Source organism: Embleya sp. NPDC050154 (assembly GCF_044460165.1).
In the GTDB taxonomy this organism is placed as follows: Bacteria; Actinomycetota; Actinomycetes; order Streptomycetales; family Streptomycetaceae; genus Embleya.
Window position 1 is genome coordinate 28,198 of the sequence record NZ_JBITJP010000045.1, and the last position, 19,900, is coordinate 48,097.

The window sequence follows — 19,900 nt, forward strand, 5'->3', positions numbered from 1 at the left end:
GATCCTGCCGGCGAGACGGCACGGTCACCCGGTGCCGCGACCGGACTACCGGGAGGAACCGCGGATGAGCCGCGACACTGGCGGGGCGTACGAGTCGGCCCATCGGCGCAGCCTGAGCGATCCGGACGGTTTCTGGCTGGAGGCCGCCGCCGCGATCGACTGGGTGACGCCGCCCAGCCGGGCCCTGGACGACTCCGCCGCGCCGCTGTACCGCTGGTTCCCGGACGGCGTGTTGAACACGTGCTTCAACGCACTGGACCGGCATGTCGCGGGTGGGCGCGCCGAACAGGCCGCGATCGTGTACGACTCGCCGGTCACCGGCACGCGGCGCACCCTGAGCTACGCCGAACTCCTCGATATGACCGCACGATTCGCCGGCGTGCTGCGCGGACTGGGGGTGGGCCGGGGCGATCGGGTGGTGTTGTACCTGCCGATGGTGCCCGAGGCCGTGGTGGCGATGCTGGCCTGCGCCCGACTCGGCGCGGTGCACTCCGTCGTGTTCGGCGGCTTCGCCGCACACGAGTTGGCGGTGCGGATCGACGACGCCCGGCCCAAGGTCGTGGTGGCCGCGTCCTGTGGGATCGAGCCCACCCGCACGATCGCCTACAAGCCGCTCGTGGACGCGGCGCTGGCCGAGGCGACGCACCGGCCCGACAAGGTGGTGCTGCTGCAACGTCCCCAGCTCACCGCCGATGTGACCGAACGCGACCTGGACTGGGACACCGCGATGGCGACGGCCGAACCCGTCGAGTGTGTGCCCGTCGCGGCCGGCGACCCGCTGTACATCCTCTACACCTCCGGCACCACCGGGCCGCCCAAGGGCATCGTGCGCGACAACGGCGGACACGCGGTCGCGCTGCGGTGGTCGATGGAGAACGTGTACGGCGTGCGCCCCGGCGAGGTGAGCTGGACCGCGTCCGACGTCGGCTGGGTGGTCGGCCACTCGTACATCGTCTACGCGCCGCTGCTCACCGGCTGCACCACCGTGCTGTACGAGGGCAAGCCGGTCGGCACGCCGGACGCGGGCGCGTTCTGGCGGGTGGCCGCCGAGCACCGGGCCACCATGCTGTTCACCGCGCCGACCGCGTTCAGGGCGATCAAGAAGGAGGACCCGGACGGGAAACTGCTCGCCGGACACGATCTGTCCGCGCTGCGCACGCTGTTCCTGGCGGGCGAGCGGCTCGACCCGGAGACCTACCGCTGGGCGGGCGACCTGCTCGGGATCCCCGTGGTGGACAACTGGTGGCAGACCGAGACCGGTTGGCCGATCGTGGCCGACCCGATGGGCCTGGAACCGCATCCCACCAAGCCCGGTTCGCCGACCCTGCCGGTGCCCGGCTACGACGTACGGATCCTGGACCCGCAGGGCGTCGAGGTGCCGCCCGGCGTGGACGGCGCGGTGGTGCTCAAACTGCCCATGCCGCCCGGCACGCTGAGCACGCTGTGGGGCGACGACGAGCGCTACGTGGCGTCCTATCTGACCGCGTTTCCCGGCTACTACCTCAGCGGCGACGGCGGGCGCAAGGACGAGGACGGCTACGTCTACGTGATGGGCCGCACCGACGACGTGATCAACGTCGCCGGGCACCGGCTGTCCACCGGCTCGATGGAGGAGGTGCTGGCCGCGCACCCGGACGTCGCCGAGTGCGCGGTGATCGGGGTGGCCGACGAGCTCAAGGGCCAGGTGCCGCGCGGTCTGGTCGTGCTCAAGGCCGGTGTCGATCGGGAACCCGCCGAGGTGTCCGCCGAGTTGGTGCTCCTGGTCCGGGACACGATCGGCGCGGTCGCGGCCCTGCGCCAAGTGGACGTGGTCCCGGCGCTGCCCAAGACCCGCTCGGGCAAGATCCTGCGCCGCACGATGCGCGACATCGCGGACGGCAAACGGCCCGTACTGCCCTCCACCATCGAGGACCCGACCGTCATCGAGACACTGCGACCCACCCTGACCGGCGAGCGTCCCGACCAGGGCGCGCCCGGCGGAACTTCGCGCGGTCGTCGGGACTTCCCGGACGGCCTCGGCGGCGGGCCGGACCCGGCGACCGGGACCGATCAGCCGACGTAGGAGGCGCGCGGCGGGGACTGCGGCCCCAGCGGTCCGGCCAGCCACGCGTCGTACAACTTCTGCCATGAGCCGTCCCGCTTCATCCGCTCCAGCAGCCCGTTGGCGAATCGTACGAAGTCCTGGTGTGCCAACGGGAACGCCATGCCGTGCGGTTCGTCGCTGAAGGTCGGACCGACCACTTCGGTGTCGGAGTCCTGTGCCTGAAGTCCTTTGAGCAGCGCCGACGTCGTCGAGATCGCGTCCACCTCGCCCTGCTGCAACGCGACCAGGCAGTCCGTCCAGTTCTCCACGGCGTACGGCAGCACGCCCGCCGGGTCGTCCCGCAGGAACACGATCGACGTGGTGGCGCGGACCGTGCACACCCGCCTGCCGCGCAGATCCGCGAGGGAGCGCACGCCCGAGTCGGTGCGCACCAGGACGCGTTGGCCGTCGGTGTAGTAGTCGCTGCTGAAGGCCACCTGGAGTTTGCGGTCGCATGTGATGGTCATCGTGTCGATCACCACATCCACATCCCCGTTGCGGAGCACGTCGGTGCGCTGGGCCTGGGTGATCACCTTGTAGCGCAGCCGCTCCGGGTCGTCGGGACCGGCGAAGATCGCCCGGGCGAGGGCCTTGGCCATCTCGATGTCGAATCCCTTGATCAGCCCGCTGCGTCGGTCCAACTCGCCGAAGAATCGGGTGTTCTGGTCGACACCGACGATCAGGTACCCGCGTCGGTGCACGCGCTCCATCGTGGAACCGGCGGGCATCGCTCCGGGGGCGGGCAGCGAACCGGGCGGCGTGAGGCTCTGGCGCGGGTCGCAGGGCGGCGCGACGGAGGGCTTGGGGTAGTCCTCCGGGGTCGCCGGGTGGGCTCCGGAGATCACCGGGTCGACGACCCGCACGTCGGCGGGTCCATCGGTCGAGGAGGCGGAGCACGCGGCGAGGGTCGCGGCCAGCACGACTGCCGGGGCCGAGTTCGCGATTCGACGCTTTCTCCGATGCATGGCGCTCCCTGGTGCCGGTGTGCGCACCGGCGAGTCGTTGCCGCTGCGAGTCGGCGAACCGGCCGGGACCCGTTCGCGTCGAGGCTTGCGCGGCCGAATTGCTCCGATTATCGACCGGCTCGTGCGGATTCCCCGGTCGCTTGCCCAAACAATGGGGGGTTCCCTCAACCGAGTGGACCAGGACTGGAGTAGGCGTGACGAGCTACGGCATCACCGGCCACATCAACCTGACGCCCGACACCGTGCCGCTGGTCGATCGGGCCGTTCGGGACCTGCTCGCCCGGGTCGCGCCGGACGAACTCGTGGGCTACAGCTGCCTCGCGGCAGGCGCGGACGCGATCTTCGCGCGCGCCGTCCTGGACCTGGGCGGCCGGCTCGTGGCACTGCTGCCGTCGGCCGACTACGGCGAGACCAAGGTCGGTCCGAACTACCGCGCCGGTTTCGAGGACTTGATCGCGCGGGCCGACGAGGTCCGGGTGATGCCGTTCCGCCGGGCGTCCGAAGACGCGTACGCGGCGGCCAACGACGCGCTGCTCGCGGCGGTGGACGTGGTGTTCGCGGTCTGGGACGGCCGACCCGGCGGCGCACGCGGCGGCACCGCCGAGGTGGTCGCCAAGGCCCGCGCGGCGGGCACACGAGTGCACGTGGTGTGGCCGCCCGGCGCTGCCCGCGGCTGAACACGACCTGCCGCGCGACGCGCAACGACACTGCCGGGTGCTGGAGTTGCCCGTGATTTCGGGCCGAGGGCGGCGGTGTCGACCGGGATCCGAGCGGGGCGTACAACCCTCGATTGGGCTGGAGTTACAGCAACGGCGGCTGCTCTTCGTCCTGCGGCGGCAGCAACTGACACGCCGTCACCGGTCGGCGCGGGTGCGGGCGCGGGAGGACGATCGGGCCCGCCGGTGGTCGAGGGACGACCGGCGGGCCCGTCGCGGGGTGTTCGGGTACGGCTACCGCGCCGAGTCCGCCTCGGTCGGCCTCGGTTCGGCGACGGGAGCGGTGCCGGGCGGGTACGCCGGGCCGGGGGCGGCCTTGCGCCGCGAATCGAGCACGGCCAGCGCCAGCGTGGCCAGGCCGGCCAGGCCCGCCAGCACCGAGATGCCGGGCAGGACCACACCCATGACGGCGTTCTGCGCGTCGCGCCACGCGGAGTCGGTGATGCGGAACAGCCCTATGCCGACGGCGGTCACTCCGAGCAGCGCGATCACCGCGTGCCAGATCACCGGATTGGCCGGCCGCGCGGCGCGTGCCGGCGCGGGTGTGAGCGGGAAGGGCGAACCGGTCGGGAAGGGCGGCACCTCGGTCGCGGCGGCGGGCGCGTCGGTCGGGAACGGCGGGGCGGGCACCACCCTGGTCGGCGCGTCCGGTCGCGGCGGCGCCGCCGACTCGGAGTCCCGGGCGACCTTGACGGTCTCGGCACCGGCGTCGGCGGGCGCGGGGGACTCGGAGTCCCGGGCGACCTTGACCGTTTCGGCGTCGGTGCCCCGACGGATGGCCGGCACCTTGACCGGCGCGCCACCGTCGTAGGGCGCCTTGGCCGCCGGCTTGTCCGCCTCGGGAGCGGGGGCCGCCGGGGTCGCGATCGGAGTGGTGACGTCGTCGTCCTTGCCGACGCGAACGGCCGGTGCCACCACGGGGGTCGTGGCGTCGGAGTCCGGGTCGGGCTTTTCCGCGGCAGGCTTCCCGGCACCGTTTTGGTCGGCCCGCACCGCCGGCGACGCCACCGGAGTCGCGTCGTCCTCGTCGTCGTTCACCTCGTCGGCGTCGGCGTCGGCGTCGGCGTCGCTCTGGTCGCGACCCGCGCCGTTCTTCGCGGCGCCACCACCGGCGGCGGGCTTCCCCGCGCCCTTCTTGCCCGCGCGTACGGCGGGCGTGGCCACGGGGGTCGCGTCGTCCTCGGCCTCGTCCTCGGCTTCGGTCTCGGCGGCTCGCGCGGTCGGCTTCGCGATCTTCCCGGGCGCGGCCGATGCCGGTGTCGCCACCGGAGTCTCGTCGCCCGCCTCGTCGGCATCGGAGCCGGCGGCGGGAGCGCGGGTCGTCTTCGCAGCGCCCTTCTTGCCGGGCCGTACGGCGGGCGTTGCCACCGGAGTCGCGTCGTCCGCGTCGGTCGTCGCGGTGGCATCCGGCTCGGCGGCGGGCTTCGCAGCGCCCTTCTTGCCGGGTCGCACGGCGGGCGTTGCCACCGGAGTCGCGTCGGTCTCGGCCTCGTCCTCGGCAGGTTGCGCGGCCGGCTTCGCGCCGTTCTTCGCGACCTTCTTCGCGGCGGCAGCAGCACCGGTCGCGGGCTTGCCGGCGGCCTTCTTGCCCGCGCGTACCGCCGGAGTCGCCACGGGCGTCTCGTCCGTGTCGGTCGGTGTCGCGGTCGCGAGTGCGGCGGCTGCCGGGACCTCGGTGGTCTCCGGCTCTTCCTCTTCCTCTTCCCCGTCCGCGCTCTCGGCGTCCTTCGGGGGCGGGGCATCGCCCACGGCCGCGGTCGCCGCGGCGACCAGTGCCCTCAGTTCCTCGGGAAGCCAGTCCGCACTCGGCTCGGCCGCGGCGAAGCGTGCCACCAAGTCGGCCGCCGAGGGCCGTGCGGTGGGCCGCTTCTTCAGGCAGTCGGCGACGATCTCACCGAGCCAGTCCGGGAGTTCCGTCAGGTCCGGCATCTCGCGCACGACCCGCTGTGCGATCTCGGCGGCCGACCCCGCGCCGAACGGCGCCACGCCGGCCGCGTGGCACAGCACACCGCCCAGCGCGAACACGTCGATCGCCGGGCCTATGGAGCCGCCGGTGACCTGCTCCGGTGCGGGCAGCCCCGGGACGTCCACGACACCCGTCCGGGTCATCCCGGCCGAACCGAGGGCCCGGGCCAGCGAGTAGTCCGCCACGCGCGGCCCGTCGGCCGCGAGCAGGACGTTGGCCGGCTTGAGGTCACGGTGCGTCAGATCGACCTCGTGGATGGCCGCGAGCCCCTCGGCCAATCCCGCGCCCAGCGCACGCAGCGAGTGCTCGGGCAGCGGCCCGTGCGCCCCGACGGCCGACTCCAGGGACGGGCCCGCCACGTGCTCGACGACCAGCCACGGCGGCGTGCCGTCCGGGTCCGCGTCCAGGACGTGCGCGACGTGTGTGCCGCCGACCTCCCTGGCAGTGGTGACGTCCTTGCGGAAGCGTTCGAGGAACGTCTTGTCGGACGCCAGGTCGGGCCGCACCAGCTTGACCGTGACGTGGTCACCGCCGGGTGCGCGACCGAGGAAGACCGTCCCCAGGCCGCCCTGTCCCCATCGGGCCGACAGTCGGTACCGCCCGACAACCCCGGGATCGCCCGGCTTCAGCGGATCCATGACTGCCGCCCCCTCTATGTACGTGCTGCGCCAAGGCAGGGAGGGGCCCCAGGGCTTTTTCCGGCCCTGTCTGTCTCGCCTCCCCGCGGACTTTGCCGCAGCCTACCCTCCGGGCCGAGGCCCCACCGAGGACCCGGACCGGCTCGTCGACGACTCGTGAACGTCTCGTCACCGACCCGGCAACCGCAGCGAATCGCCAGGACATGTCCCGATTCGCGCCTTTGACCGGGCTCCGCGTGCGCCGCTAGCTTCGCGACAACACCCGGCAACACCCGGCAACATCAGCCCGCGTGGCGAGGGAGCTGAACCGATGGCGATCGTTCTGGGGCCGAATCGATACGGCAAGGCGGAGGTACGACTGGTCCGGGTCACCCGGACCACCGCGACCGAGCACGAACTGTGCGATCTGAACGTGTCCGTGTCACTGTCCGGCGACCTCGCGGCCACCCATCTGCGCGGCGACAACGCCCACGTCATCCCGACCGACACGATGCGCGCCGTGGTGTACGCGTTCGCGCAGGACCGACCGCTGCCCGCGGTCGAGGCGTTCGGGCTGCGCCTGGCCCGGCACTTCGTCGACGCGTACGCCCCGATCGATACCGCGCGCGTGCGCGTCCTGGAATACCCCTGGATCCGGATCCCCGGCACGCACGGGCCGCACCCACACGCGTGGACCCGGGCGGCCGGGGCCCGATACGCGGGCGTGCTGCACGGGCCGGCCGGTACCGAGGTCTGCGCCGGTCTGGAGGACGTGACCGCGCTCAAGTCCACCGGGTCGGAGTTCCACGGCTTCATGACGGACCGTTACACGACGCTGGCCCCGACCCGGGACCGGATCCTGGCCACGAGCGTGCACGCGCGCTGGCGCCATCGGCGGTCCGACGTCGCGTCGACGGACTGGGACTCGTCCTTTTGCGCGGCTCGCGACACGCTGCTGCGTACCTTTGCCGAAACGCACAGCCTGTCCCTGCAACAGACCCTGTACGCGATGGGCGAGGCGGTGCTGACCGAGCGGGAGGACCTGGTCGAGGTGCGACTGACGCTGCCGAACAGGCACCACCTCCCGGTCGACCTCGACGCGTTCGGTCTGCACAACACGGGTGAGGTGTACCAGGTGACGGATCGGCCGTACGGCGTGATCGAGGGCACCGTGCTGCGCGACGACGCGGCGCCCGCGCTCGCCGAACTCCCCTGGCGATAGCGCCGGAAGCCGCCGACCGGACCCGGACACACCGCGGGGGCGAGGCGCCGTACGGCACCCCGCCCCCGCGACCCCCTCCCTCATCCCCCCGGATGAAAGTTCGTCGTCCGCGTATCTCCGTCGCGGGTGTGTTCGTCGTCCCCCGGATGCCGACCCGGACGCCCCCGGCCGTCGCCCCCCGACGCCGTCCCGGACCGCGCGTCGGTCAGCCCAGGTTCTCGATCCCCGCCGTGCCCTTCTCGACGTCGAGGACCTCGACGGAGGAGACCTTGCGGGTGGTGTTGTTCTCGGCCCACTGCTTCGCCTCGGTGGCGAGCTTGCCGCCCTTGTCCATCCGGGCGCTCTCGGCGGCGAGGGTCTCCGTGAGCGAGACCTCGGCGGGCAGCGAGGTGAGCACCACGACGTCGTAGCCGGAATAGGTCTTCGAGATCCGGACCTTGGTGACCAGGCCGCCGTGGGTGGTGCTCTTGAGCTTGGCGAGCAGGTCGGCGGCGTACTTCTCGGAACCGGCCTTGTCGGTGTCCTTCTCCGCGCCGTTCTCGATGCCGGCGGTGCCCTTCTCCTTGTCGAGCACGGAGACGGAGCCGATCGTCAGGCTCGACGAGTCCTGCGTCCACTGCATCGCCTCGACGGCGAGCTTCCGCCCCTTGTCCATCCGGGCGTTCGCACCCTTGATGTCCTCGGTGATGGAGACCTCCGCGGGCAGCGTCGTGTTGACGGTGACCTCGTAGCGTTCGTACTGCTTCACGATCCGGACCTCGGACACCACACCGCCGTGCTTGGTGGTCTTGAGGTGGGTCAGCAGGTCCTGGGCGACCTTGTCGGTGCCGCCCTTGTCGCCGGCCTTGGGCGCGTCCGACTTGGGTGCGCCGGTCTTGGGCTCGTCGGCTCCGGGCGCCGCGCTCGTGTCGGCCGCGCCGGTGGTCCTCGGCGACTCCGCCGACGCGCTCGACGCCTTGCCCTCTTCCTTCCTGGTGGGTCCGCAGGCGGCGAGCGATCCGGTCATGGCGATCGTCGCGGCGACGGCCACGGTGGTGATCAGGCCGCGGCGACGTCCCCGCGGGGCTGCGGTCGAAGCGGACTGCTGCACAACGGTCTGCCGGGGAGCGAGCGCGGACATGAGGTTTCCCTTCGGAGGCACTGCGTCTCGGCCGCCTACTGCGCCGATCGGTCCGCCGGCCGAGCGGCCGGTGGTCAAGTGACAGCACGGTGCGGGTGTTTCCGGGGTTGCTCCGTGCTGCCGTGGTCAATAGAAGCAGCGGCTGTGAACGCTGTCAACAAGCATTTTGCTCGCACCTTGAGTCACCTCGATATGGTTGACTCCGGAAGGTTCACAATCGGTCCAGGAGGAGGAGACGGTGCCCACCAGCCCCCAGGTCACCGCTGCCGAGATCGCCCGCATCGCGGGTGTCGGACGCGCCGCCGTCAGTAACTGGCGCCGGCGCTTCGACGACTTCCCGCGGCCCGTGGGCGGCAGCGACGCGAGCCCCACCTTCGCGCTGTCCGACGTGGAGAGCTGGTTGCGCGACCAGGGCAAGATCGCCGAGGTCGCGCCGGAGGAACACCTGTGGCGCCTGGTCGCGGCCTCCGACGACGTCCCCGGCCGGCTCGCCGACATCGGCGACCACCTGGCGGCCGGCTCACCCGAGCCGGTGGGGCCGCACGCCGCCCTGCTGCGCGCCGCGAGCGACCTCGCCGGCACCCGCGGGGCCTCGGCCGTGTTCGCCGCCCTCTACTCCCGATTCGCCGAGTCCGCAGCCGGCCCCGGCGGCGTCACCCCCTCGGCCACCGTCGCGCTGATCGCCGAACTGGCGTGCGTGGGACGGGAATCCGTGACATCCGTGCTGAATCCGGCGACCACGCACGGCGATCTGCTGCTCGGCTTCGTGCGATCCGCGCGCACCCTGCGCGGGCAGGCCGAGGCCCCGGCCCTGGCCCGACTGATCCGCGCCCGCATCGCGCTGCACCCCGATGCCGGACCGGACACCGCGATCGCCGTCGCCGAGGGCGACGCGCTGCGCGCGGACGCGTGGCCCGACGAGCTGTTCGACACCGTCGTGGGCAACCCGCCGTTCAACGACCGCAATTGGGGTCACGACGAACTGGCCTACGACCAGCGCTGGGAGTACGGCCTGCCGCCCAGGACCGAGTCCGAACTCGCGTGGGTCCAGCACGCGCTGGCGCACACCGAGGTCGGCGGGCGGGTCGTGCTGCTGATGCCGCCCGCCGTCGCGGCCCGGAGCTCGGGCCGGCGGATCCGGGCCGAACTGCTGCGCCGGGGCGCGCTGCGCGCGGTGTTCGCGCTGCCCGCGGGCGCCGCGCCGCCGTTCGGCGTCGCGCTGCACCTGTGGATCCTGGAACGGCCCTCGGGCGAACTGATGCCCTCACACGTGCTGTTCGCCGCGATCGAGGACGCGGCCGCGGCGCAGGCCGGCGTGCGGGCCTGGCACGACTTCGGCACCGATCCCGGCGGCCTGGCCGAGGTGCCCGGCCGACACCGCGCCGTGCCGCTGATCGAACTCCTCGACGACAACGTCGACCTGACCCCGTCACACAACCTGCCCGAGCGCACCGACCTGAACGTGGCCGAGCGGGTGCACGACACCCGCCGGCGGCTGCTCGACCTGCTGGACCGGCTCCCGGAACTGGTGCCCGATGTACCCGCCGCCGACCCGGGGGCGCCGACCTGGCGCTCGGTCACGCTCGCCGACCTGGCCCGCACCGGCGCGGTCACGCTGTACCGCAGCGCGACCCGCTCCGGCCGGAGCGGCCAGGAGACGCCGACCGGGCCGACCGTGCCGATGCTCACCACCACCGATCTCGCCGCCGCCGTGCCGCCGAGCGCGCGCCTGTCGGTCGCCGAGGCGGACGAGGCACAACACCCGCGCATCCGGGCGGGCGACGTGATCGTGCCGACCCTGCTGGGCAGCGGCGAGAACGGCTGGGCGGGCGCGGTCCGAGTGGCCGGACCTGCCGAGCGGGACGCGGTGCTCGGACCCAACCTGCACCTGCTGCGCCCCGATCCGGCCACCCTCGATCCGTGGTTCCTGGCCGGGTTCCTGACCGACCCGGCCCAGGCCAGGCGGGCCGGGTACGGGTCCAGCATCGTGCGGGTCGACGTGCGCCGGATCGAGATCCCGCTGCTGCCGCCGGACCGGCAGCGCGCCTACGGCGAGACCTTCCGGGCGCTGCGCGCGTTCGTGACCGACCTGCGCGGCGCGGCGGCCCTGGGCGAGGACCTGGGCCGGGGCCTGTTGGAGGGCCTCACCGCCGGCCTGCTCCGGCCGCCGCAATAGCGCCGGGTCCACCCGGCCCGGCTCGCCGACCCGTGCTACCGGCCCTCCAAGGCGCGCAGGACGGCCTGCGAGCGGGCCGTGGGCGCGGCGGAGCGGAACGGACCCGGCGGGCCCAGGGCGGCCGCTGCGGCGGCTCGGTCGGGACCGGTGTAGCCGCGCACCAGGGCCTCGGCGGCGGCGCGGTGCGCGTCGCCCATCGAGTACAACTCCTCGCCCGGGACGATCCGATGCCGCCGGGTGCGCGCGTCGTGGGCCGGCCACTGTCGGTGGACCACCAGCCGCGGCTCGTCGTCCGGCTCGGACGCGCTCAGCGTGGAGAAGGACAACGTGTACGGGAGTAGCGGGCCGACCAGTTCGCACAGGCCCCACAACACCGCCTCGGGGTCCGGCACGGCGTCCGCCTCGGACAGCGCGAAGGTGGCCTCCGGCCGGGTGAGCACCGCCGAGATCACGTCCGTCAGCACGTCGGGATGTCGCGTGGCGCGCAGCCGCAGCCCGGCCTCGCGGCGGGTCAGCTCCGCGTTCAGCACCGCCGGGTCGAGCCGGGGCACGTGCCGGTGGCCCGGAGGATCCAGATCCGGCAGGTCCACCGGCGCCGCGCCCAGCGCGAGCGCGTGCCGGGGCCCGGCGAGCGAGACCGCGCCGGGTTCGGGTCGGGCCGGGGCGATCAGCACCAGGGCGTGTGCGGCGGTGCGCCGGATCAGCGTCGGTCGGCCGCCGAGCATGCCGAAGCGGACCGCGGACCGACGCGGCCCGTAGTACCCGGCGCCCAACGCGGGGCCCACCACCGGCGCCAGTACCGAGTGCCAGCGTCCCAGGCCCGGTTCGGACAGCGACGAGGCCGTCACGCTGATCGCCCCCGAGTCGCTCACCCGATAGCCGATCCGGTCGAGCATCGGCGCACGCGTCGGGTACGGATCCTCGGTGTAGCGCTTGGTCGGGGCGGGCGCGGGCCGAGCCGCGGTGGGTTCGGCGGCCCGTCGGCGCGCGGGCCGGGCCGGGCGCGGGCGCTCGGCAGAGGGAGCCCGCACCGCCTCCGGCTCGGGTGCCGGTCGCGCCGCGGGCGGGCCGGGCGGTTCGACGGCGGGGCGGATCCGGCGCTCGTGCTCGTAGAGCAGTTCCAGGACGGGACGGGGCAACCACGAGGCAGCCTCGTGCGGGCGTCGGCGGCGGCTGAGCAGGGCGGCGAAGTCGGTGACCACGTTGTCCGGCGAGGGGCGTCGGTCGGCGCGGCGGCGCAGACACGACTCCACCAGCGGCAGGAGTTCCTCGGGCAGCCCGGTCAGGTCCGGGTCGCGATTGCGCACGGCGCTCATCACCCGCATCGCGCTGCCCTCGTACGGCGCGTGACCCGTGCCCGCGAACAGCAGCGTGGCGCCCATCGCGTACACGTCGGAGCGGACCGTGCCGGACTCGCCCTCGACCTGCTCGGGCGCCATGTAGGCGATCGTGCCGACCAGATTGACGGTGTCCTGGTCCTCGGCCAGCGCGAGCCCGAAGTCGATCACCTTGGGACCGTCCAGGGTGACCAGGATGTTGCCCGGGGCCAGGTCGCGGTGCACCAGGCCGGCGCCGTGGATCGCGCCGAGCGCCTCTGCCACCCCGGCGGCCAGCCAGCGCACCGCGTCCGGCGGCAGCGGACCGCACTCGTCGACCACCTCGCGCAGCGACGGCGCGGGCACGTACGCGGTGGCCAGCCAGGGCCGCTCGGCCTCCGGGTCGGCGTCCACCACGGCGGCCGTGAACACCCCGCTGACCAGTCGCGCGGCGTGCACCTCGCGGGCGAACCGGCGGCGGAAGTCCGCGTCGTGGTCCAACTCGGCCAGGATGGTCTTGATCGCCACCAGCCGGCCCGCCGGGGACAGTCCCAGGAAGACCCGGGCCATGCCGCCCCGGCCGAGTCGGGAGAGCACCCGATAGGGCCCGATCCGGCGCGGATCGTACGCGTCCAAGGGGGCCGGACCCCGCCTGTCGACATCGGTCACGCAAAGTCCCCCCGGGCCACCCGATCGTGTGCCCTCATCATGACGCCGCATGGGTGACACTCGTAACGGGAAGCCGAAACACGTGCACGGTTGCGGCGATGACTCTGGGCATCTCGACCCGCCACCCTGGGTCAGGTGACGCGGCTCACGGTTTGTCGCCCAGGTGGGAGGTGGCTGCGAGGTCGCCTCGCGCGCCTGCTATTCGTACTGATGCACACATGTCACAAAGACCGGAACCGCACGGACACGATCCGGGTGGCTGCCGGAGCCTGAGCCGAGAAGTAGGGGACCCCCATGAGCGAGGACTCGGTAGTACTGCGCCACCAAGGAAACGAGCACACCCTTCCGCTGGTCGAGGGCACCATTGGCGACACCGCCGTGGACATCTCGACACTTCGCGCCAAGACGGGGCTGGTGACCTACGACGGAGGGTTCGTCAACACCGCCGCGTGTAAATCGGCGATCACCTTCATCGACGGCGAGGAGGGCATCCTCCGCTACCGCGGCTATCCGATCGAGCAGATCGCCGAGCAGGGGACCTTCCTGGAGACGGCCTACCTGCTGATCTACGGCGAGTTGCCGTCCGCGAGCGCGCTGGACAACTTCCGCGACGAGATCACCCAGCACACCCTGCTGCACGAGGACGTCAAGCGCTTCTACGACGGCTTCCCGCGCGACGCGCACCCGATGGCGATGTTGTCGTCCGTGGTGTCCGCGCTGTCCACGTTCTACCAGGACAGCCACAACCCGTTCGACGAGGAGCAGGTCCGGCTCTCGGCGATAAGGCTGTTGGCGAAGCTGCCGACGATCGCGGCCTACGCGTTCAAGAAGTCCGTCGGCCAGCCGATGCTCTACCCGGACAACTCGCTCGGCTACGTCGAGAACTTCCTGCGGATGACCTTCGCGGTCCCGGCCGAGTCGTACAAGGCCGACCCGGTGGTGGTGGACGCGCTCGACAAGCTGCTCATCCTGCACGGCGACCACGAGCAGAACTGCTCGACCTCGACGGTGCGGCTGGTCGGCTCCAGCCAGGCGAACATGTTCGCGTCCATCTCGGCAGGCATCAACGCGCTGTGGGGTCCGCTGCACGGCGGTGCCAACCAGCAGGTGCTCGAGATGCTCGAGCAGATCAAGAACGACGGTGGCGACATCGACTCGTTCGTGAACAAGGTGAAGAACAAGGAAGACGGCGTGCGCCTGATGGGCTTCGGCCACCGGGTGTACAAGAGCCGCGACCCGCGCGCGACGATCATCAAGAAGGCGGCCGACGACGTCCTGTCCCGGATGGGCAAGAAGGACGAACTGTTGGACCTCGCGATGCAGTTGGAGGAGCGCGCGCTCGCGGACGACTACTTCGTCGAGCGCAAGCTGTACCCGAACGTGGACTTCTACACCGGGCTGATCTACCGGGCTATGGGCTTCCCCACCGAGATGTTCACCGTGTTGTTCGCGATCGGCCGGCTGCCGGGCTGGATCGCGCACTGGCAGGAGATGATCGCCGACCCGAAGGCGAAGATCGGCCGCCCGCGCCAGGTGTACACCGGCGTCGCGCTGCGCGACTACACCCCCATCGGTGCCCGCTGACCGTAGGGAACACGCGGAAACGATCTTGGAGTCGAAGGTCTCGAACCACGGTTCGAGGTATTCGGCTCCAAGATCGTTGTTTTTCCGCCATCGTGTTTCGCGCCGAGGTCTCTCGCGGGCGGTGCAGCGCACTCGATCGACCCCGGTGCGGGAGAACTGTACTGACAACTCCTGATTGATCGGTAGTTTTGTGATCCGAACGTGATCAATGACCCGGACCCGTCCCAGGGGTCGGGAGTCGAACGAGGTGGCGAGGGCCGAGGATCGAACCAGGGCAGGCCGGGATCAGCCGGTGGGCGTCGCGTCCGCGGGGCCCTTTCCGGTGGCCGCGTCGAGCACGTACAGGTGCCGGTCGGCGCTGCCCACGAAGAGCAGCCCGTCGGCCACGATCGGCGAGGTGACCCGGCCTCCGGTGGTGAAGCGCCAGCGCGGCTCGCCGCCCATGCCCACCGCTATCACCGAGCCGTTGCTGCTGCCCGCGTACACGATGTCGTCCGCGACCACCGGCGAGGTGACCCAGCCCTCCGCCCCGAACCGCCACACGCAGCGTGTGGTGTTGACGTCGACCGCGTACAGGCCGCCGTCGCCGCTGCCGAAGAACGACAGGTTGCCCGCCGTGGCCGGCTGGGCGACCGGGCCGCCCGCGCCGAACCACCCGCGCATCGCGCCGTCGGTGGCGTTGAGCAGGTACAGGTACTGGTCGGTGCTGCCGACGTGCACAACGCCGTTCGCCACGGTCGGCGAGGACACCCAGCCGCCGGTGGCGAAGCGCCACCGGCACCAGCCGGTCGCCGCGTCCAGCGCGTACACGCAGCGGTCGCTGGAGCCGAAGTACACCGTGCCGTCCACGACGGTGGGCGAGGTGGCCCAGCCGCCGGTGGGGAAGCGCCAGCGACATCGACCGGTGGCCGCGTCCACGGCGTACAGCGCGTTGTCGCTGGAGCCGAAGTACACGGTGCCGTCGGCGACCACCGGAGCGGCCACGACCTCGCCGCCGGTGGGGAAGCTCCAGCGCCACTGACGTGACGTCAGCTCCAGCGCGTAGACATGGTTGTCCTGGCTGCTGAGGTACATCAGCTCGCCGTCCACGGCGGGCGGATGCGACCAGCCCGACGAGTCGAACCGCCACTCGCGGGTGGCCAGGTGCAGGGTGTGCAGCCCGTTGTCGTTGCTGTGCACGTGCACGCGCGCGGTCCGACCCGAGCCCGCGCGGACCGGCGGGGTGAGGATCTCGCCGGTCGCGGTGAACCGCCACACCGGCGAGGTCTCCAGACCGCCGGTGGGGGTGCGCGGCGGAGTGGGGTGCTGGCGTGGCACGTCGGGCCCGCTCTCCGGCCACGTGACCGGAGAGTTGGGTATGGGCGCGGGCGGCCTGGCCACCCGCTCGGTCGGCAGCGCCGGCGACGGGGACGACGTGGACACCTGACGACCCGCGACCGGTCGCGAGCCGCCCGGCTGCCCGGTGTTCGTCGGCGGGGTCGGCGGCCGCGGCGGCGGCTTGCGGGTCGGATTGGTCGGCGGGCGTTGCGGCGGAGGGGGGCGGTGCGTCTCGGGGCGCGGTGCCGGGCGCGGCTCCTCGCGTACCTGGTTGGGCAGTTTGCCCATGTTGTTCGGGTCCGGGCGCACGTTCTCCGGCAGTTCGGGCTGCTCCGGCTCGGCCGGCTCGCGCACGGGCGGCGTGCGCGGGCCCATCGTCGGCCGGTACTGGCTCTCGAACCGCTGCACCATCGCCGACGCGTTGTCCGGCAGTTGGCTGTCCGCGTCGCTGTCGTCCAGCATCGGGGCGAGCTGGTTGAGCAACTGGGTCGGGCTCGGCCGATGCTCGGCCGCGCGCTGCATGCACAGGTTGACCAGGCCGGTCAGCTCCGGCGGCAGCCCTTCCAGATCGGGAGATCCGGTGACCAGGCGCAACAGTGCCTCTGCCGGCTTGCGGTCGGGGTAGGGGGAGTGCCCGGTGGCCGCGTACACGAGCGTCGCGCCGAGCGAGAACATGTCGCTCGCCGGGGTGATGTCCCGAACGCCCTGCGCCTGTTCCGGGGACATGTACGCGGGGGTACCGACCGCGACGCCGGTCATGGTCAGCGAGCCGAAGTCGGCGGCGCGCGAGATGCCGAAGTCGATCACCTTGGGGCCGTCGCTGGCCACCAGCACGTTGGACGGCTTCAGGTCGCGGTGCACGAGGCCGGCGGCGTGCACGGACTCCAGTGCCTCGGCGATGCCCGCGGCCATCCAGCGCACCGCGCGCGGCGGCAGCGGACCGCACGCGCGGACCAGGGATTCGAGCGAGGGCGCGGGCACGTACGCGGTGGCCAGCCACGGCACCGCGGCGTCGGGATCGGCGTTGACCACGGCGGCGGTGAACACGCCGCTGACCCGGCGGGCCGCGGCCACCTCCTGCGCGAAGCGCGCGCGGAAACCGGGATCGCCGCCCAGCTCCGAACGGATCGTCTTGATCGCGACGAGCCGCCCGAAGGGCGAACGACCCAGATAGATACGGCCCATGCCGCCGGCACCGAGTCGGCCGAGCACCGCATAGGGGCCGATCCGTTCCGGATCCCCCTTGGCCGGTGGCTCACCCGGCCATCCGTGTTCCGTCACAATCCCCCCGAAGTCGCCCCACCGCCCATCATCCCCGCCGAGCGGCCGTTTCGACAGGAACAGGCGGGAGGAGTGCCACGGCGCCGGTCGTCCCGTCGTCGCGATTTAGGTGCCCCGGGGTGGAGCACCCGCTGCCTGTCGCAGGGTACCCGCCTGCCCGGTCTGCCGCCCACGCCGCGTCCCGCTTCGACCGAAACACAGGGGATTCCCCCGGCCCTCGACCACGAAGAGTGGCCGAGGAAGCGGAAATTTGACCGCTGATCGGTCCGAAACGGACGCGACACGCCCGTGGACCACGAACACCCGGACTCGGTTCGACGTGAACCGGGCCCGGGTGTCGAGGTAACCGACGATTTATCGGTATGTCCGCAAGTCCGCCCGGCGCGGTCCCGCCCGGTGTGGTGCCACCCGCGCGGTCCCGCCCGTGCGGCCCCGCCTAGTGCAGTCCGGCGGGGGCGTCCTTGGACAGCTCCGACTTGTCGACCCGCAGGACCGCGACCGCGATCACGGCGGCGATGGCGAGCAGGATCGCCGCGGTCAGGAAGCCGGCCGTGTAGCCCTCGGTGAGCGCGAGCTTTATCGAGCCCGGATCGATCAGGGCCTTCTCGCCCAGCTTGGCGATCTGGTCGTCCATCTTGCTGTCCTTGGTGCTGGAGTAGATCGTGGTCAGCACCGCGATCGCCACCGCTCCGCCCACCTGCTGGGTGACGTTGAGCATCGCGGAACCGATACCCGCGTCCTCCGGGGCGATCCCGGCCACCGCGGTGGCCATGATCGCGACGAAGATCAGACCCATGCCCAGACCGAACACGACCATCGCGGGCAGCAGGCCCACGACATAGCTCGAGTCGACCTCGAGCAGGGACAGGTAGAACAACCCCAGGGCGGCCAGGATCGGCCCCGCGGTCAGCAGCACTCGCGGCCCGATCTTGGGCAACATCACGCTGGTGAACTGGGCCGAGACCATCACGCCCGCGCACAGCGGGAGATAGGCCAGGCCGGCCTTGATCGGCGTGTAGCCCGCGACGATCTGCATGTAGAGCGTGATGAAGAAGAACGCGCCCATCATGCCGCCGGCGGCGAGCGCCATCACCACGTAGCTCGCCGAGCGGTTGCGGTTGCGGAACAGCCGCATCGGCATCAGCGGCCGCTCGACCCGGAGTTCGATCACCACGAAGGCCACGAGCAGCACGGCCGAGAGGATCAGCGAACCCACGGTCAGCCCGTCGGTCCAGCTCTTGTCCGCGGCGCGGATGACGCCGTAGACCAGCGCGGTCACACCGAGCGTGGAGGTCAGCGCGCCGGGGATGTCCAACCGGCCGCGCCAGATCGCCTTCTCGCCGGTCTTCGCGTCGTCCGGGATGGCCAGCGGCAGTGCCGCCACGAGCGCGATGCCGATCGGCACGTTGACGAACATGACCCAGCGCCAGGAGATGTACTCGACGAGCACACCACCGAGGAGCAGACCGACCGCGGATCCCATGCCCGACACCGCTGCGTACACACCGAACGCCTTGTTGCGTTCCGGCCCTTCCTCGAAGGTGGTGGTCACCAACGACAAGACCGCGGGGGCCACCATCGCGCCGCCGACGCCCTGCAGGGCTCGCGCGGCGAGCAACAGCGCCTCGTTGGTGGCGAACCCGCCGAGCAGGCTCGCGACGGTGAACACGATCAGGCCGAGCGCCAGCAGGCGGCGTCGGCCGAAGAGGTCACCGAGCCGACCACCAAGCAGCAGCAGGCCGCCGAAGGTCAGCATGTAGGCGTTCATCACCCACGAGAGTGATGTTTCGCTTATGTCGAGCGCCTTGCCCATGTCGGGCAGGGCGATATTCACGATGGTCGCGTCGAGCACGATCATCAACTGGGCCCCTGCGAGCAGGGCCAAGGCCAATCCGCGACGCGCGTGGGGCGCGTCCGCGGACGGGGATCCGGTCGAGCCGGCGACCTCGGAAGGTGCCGTCGTCATGGATTGCCTCGCATTACTAGTGGACGTGAGCGTTCTCTAGGGGAATCTAGAGGTTATGCATTAGAGAACGCAAACGTTTTCTGTACCATGGCGATCGGAGGCGAGAGTGAGCACAGGAGTACGCGCGGGTCAAGTCGAGACAGCCCTGCTGGTCACCGACTACAGGCAGCGCCCCCGTAAGCGCGGCGTCACGCTGGAGCGCGCGATCACCGAGGCGGTGATCGCCGAGCTGGATGACCGCGGCTACGGCGCGCTGACCTTCGAAGGTGTCGCGACTCGGGCCGGGACCGGCAAGTCGGCGCTGTACCGCCGCTGGCCGGACAAGATGAGCATGGTCGCCGACGCGCTCTCCGCCGCTCTGCCGAAGCCGGAATCGTTGTCCCTGCCCGGCGAGTTGCGCGCCGATCTGATCGTCTACCTGGAAACCGTCGCGCACGGCATGCTCGGCCCGCTCGGCCTGGGCATGCGGGTGTTGAGCGGCGAGATCAGCAGGCACCACGAGTTCGCCGAGATGTGGGAGCACCGCGTGATCGGCCCGTGGCAGTCCCTCCTCGCCGAGGTGCTCGCCGACGCGGTTGCCCGCGGCGAGGCCCGCCCCGGCGCGCTCGCCCCGGAATGCGTCCTGGCCGGCCCCTCGGTCCTGTGCCAGCGCTTCACCATCACCGGGGTCCCGATGTCGCGCGCCGAGATCGAATCCCTGGTCGACAACGCGCTTATGCCGATGCTGGTTGTGCGTTGATTGTTGGGCGACTTCGTCGCCGGCTCGCGAGGCGCCGCTTTTTTGCTCCCCCGCTTCGCTCCTCCGCAAAAAAGCGGTGCCTCGCTCGGGGCTTCGTGTCCCTCCGCTTCGCTCCGGGGCACGAAGCCCACGCTTGCGGCTCCGCCGCTCTCCGCGCTTCGCG

The 19,900-nt window shown here is 71.8% G+C and carries 12 protein-coding genes; 6 read left to right on the plus strand and 6 right to left on the minus strand.

The window, feature by feature from the left end:
* Positions 1–64: 64 nt before the first annotated feature.
* Complete coding sequence (locus tag ACIBSV_RS48560) at positions 65–2,062, plus strand: propionyl-CoA synthetase (protein ID WP_395874073.1); 1,998 nt, start codon at positions 65–67, stop codon at positions 2,060–2,062.
* Here ACIBSV_RS48560 and ACIBSV_RS48565 read toward each other — a convergent pair.
* Complete coding sequence (locus ACIBSV_RS48565; protein WP_395874075.1) at positions 2,050–3,048, minus strand: glutamate ABC transporter substrate-binding protein; 999 nt, start codon at positions 3,046–3,048, stop codon at positions 2,050–2,052. The two genes, ACIBSV_RS48560 and ACIBSV_RS48565, sit on opposite strands and share 13 nt — an antisense overlap.
* A gap of 194 nt (positions 3,049–3,242) precedes the next feature.
* Here ACIBSV_RS48565 and ACIBSV_RS48570 point away from each other — a divergent pair, with 194 nt between their 5' ends.
* Complete coding sequence (locus ACIBSV_RS48570; RefSeq protein WP_395874077.1) at positions 3,243–3,725, plus strand: hypothetical protein; 483 nt, start codon at positions 3,243–3,245, stop codon at positions 3,723–3,725.
* A 273-nt stretch (positions 3,726–3,998) separates the two neighbouring features.
* Here ACIBSV_RS48570 and ACIBSV_RS48575 read toward each other — a convergent pair whose 3' ends face one another.
* Positions 3,999–6,368, minus strand: a complete 2,370-nt coding sequence (locus ACIBSV_RS48575; RefSeq protein ID WP_395874079.1) for a protein kinase — start codon at positions 6,366–6,368, stop codon at positions 3,999–4,001.
* A gap of 310 nt (positions 6,369–6,678) precedes the next feature.
* Between ACIBSV_RS48575 and pucL the strand changes: the two genes are divergently transcribed.
* The gene (gene pucL / locus ACIBSV_RS48580; RefSeq protein ID WP_395874081.1) at positions 6,679–7,569 is read left to right on the plus strand and encodes a factor-independent urate hydroxylase; all 891 of its coding nucleotides are present in this window, start codon (positions 6,679–6,681) and stop codon (positions 7,567–7,569) included.
* 205 nt (positions 7,570–7,774) lie between these two features.
* On the opposite strand, the gene ACIBSV_RS48585 is transcribed toward pucL, so the two are convergent.
* Positions 7,775–8,689 (minus strand): hypothetical protein, encoded by a 915-nt coding sequence (locus ACIBSV_RS48585; protein ID WP_395874083.1) that lies wholly within the window; start codon positions 8,687–8,689, stop codon positions 7,775–7,777.
* A gap of 238 nt (positions 8,690–8,927) precedes the next feature.
* On the opposite strand from ACIBSV_RS48585, the gene ACIBSV_RS48590 reads away from it, so the two are divergent.
* Positions 8,928–10,865: an N-6 DNA methylase gene (locus ACIBSV_RS48590; RefSeq protein ID WP_395874085.1), complete on the plus strand. Its 1,938-nt coding sequence runs from the start codon at positions 8,928–8,930 to the stop codon at positions 10,863–10,865.
* Between the two features lie 35 nt (positions 10,866–10,900).
* On the opposite strand, the gene ACIBSV_RS48595 is transcribed toward ACIBSV_RS48590, so the two are convergent.
* Entirely contained in the window at positions 10,901–12,850 is a 1,950-nt protein-coding gene (locus tag ACIBSV_RS48595; protein WP_395874087.1) for a protein kinase, read from the minus strand.
* A gap of 294 nt (positions 12,851–13,144) precedes the next feature.
* Here ACIBSV_RS48595 and ACIBSV_RS48600 point away from each other — a divergent pair, with 294 nt between their 5' ends.
* Positions 13,145–14,434, plus strand: coding sequence for a citrate synthase (locus tag ACIBSV_RS48600; RefSeq protein ID WP_020555562.1), 1,290 nt, complete (start codon positions 13,145–13,147; stop codon positions 14,432–14,434).
* 285 nt (positions 14,435–14,719) lie between these two features.
* Here ACIBSV_RS48600 and ACIBSV_RS48605 read toward each other — a convergent pair whose 3' ends face one another.
* A complete protein-coding gene (locus ACIBSV_RS48605) occupies positions 14,720–17,032 on the minus strand; it encodes a PQQ-binding-like beta-propeller repeat protein (RefSeq protein ID WP_395874089.1) in 2,313 nt (770 codons plus the stop codon).
* A gap of 436 nt (positions 17,033–17,468) precedes the next feature.
* On the minus strand, positions 17,469–18,998 hold the full coding sequence (locus ACIBSV_RS48610; RefSeq protein ID WP_395874091.1) for a DHA2 family efflux MFS transporter permease subunit: 1,530 nt from the start codon (positions 18,996–18,998) through the stop codon (positions 17,469–17,471).
* Between the two features lie 106 nt (positions 18,999–19,104).
* Here ACIBSV_RS48610 and ACIBSV_RS48615 point away from each other — a divergent pair, with 106 nt between their 5' ends.
* A complete protein-coding gene (locus tag ACIBSV_RS48615) occupies positions 19,105–19,737 on the plus strand; it encodes a TetR/AcrR family transcriptional regulator (protein WP_395874093.1) in 633 nt (210 codons plus the stop codon).
* The last annotated feature ends 163 nt before the right edge of the window (positions 19,738–19,900 follow it).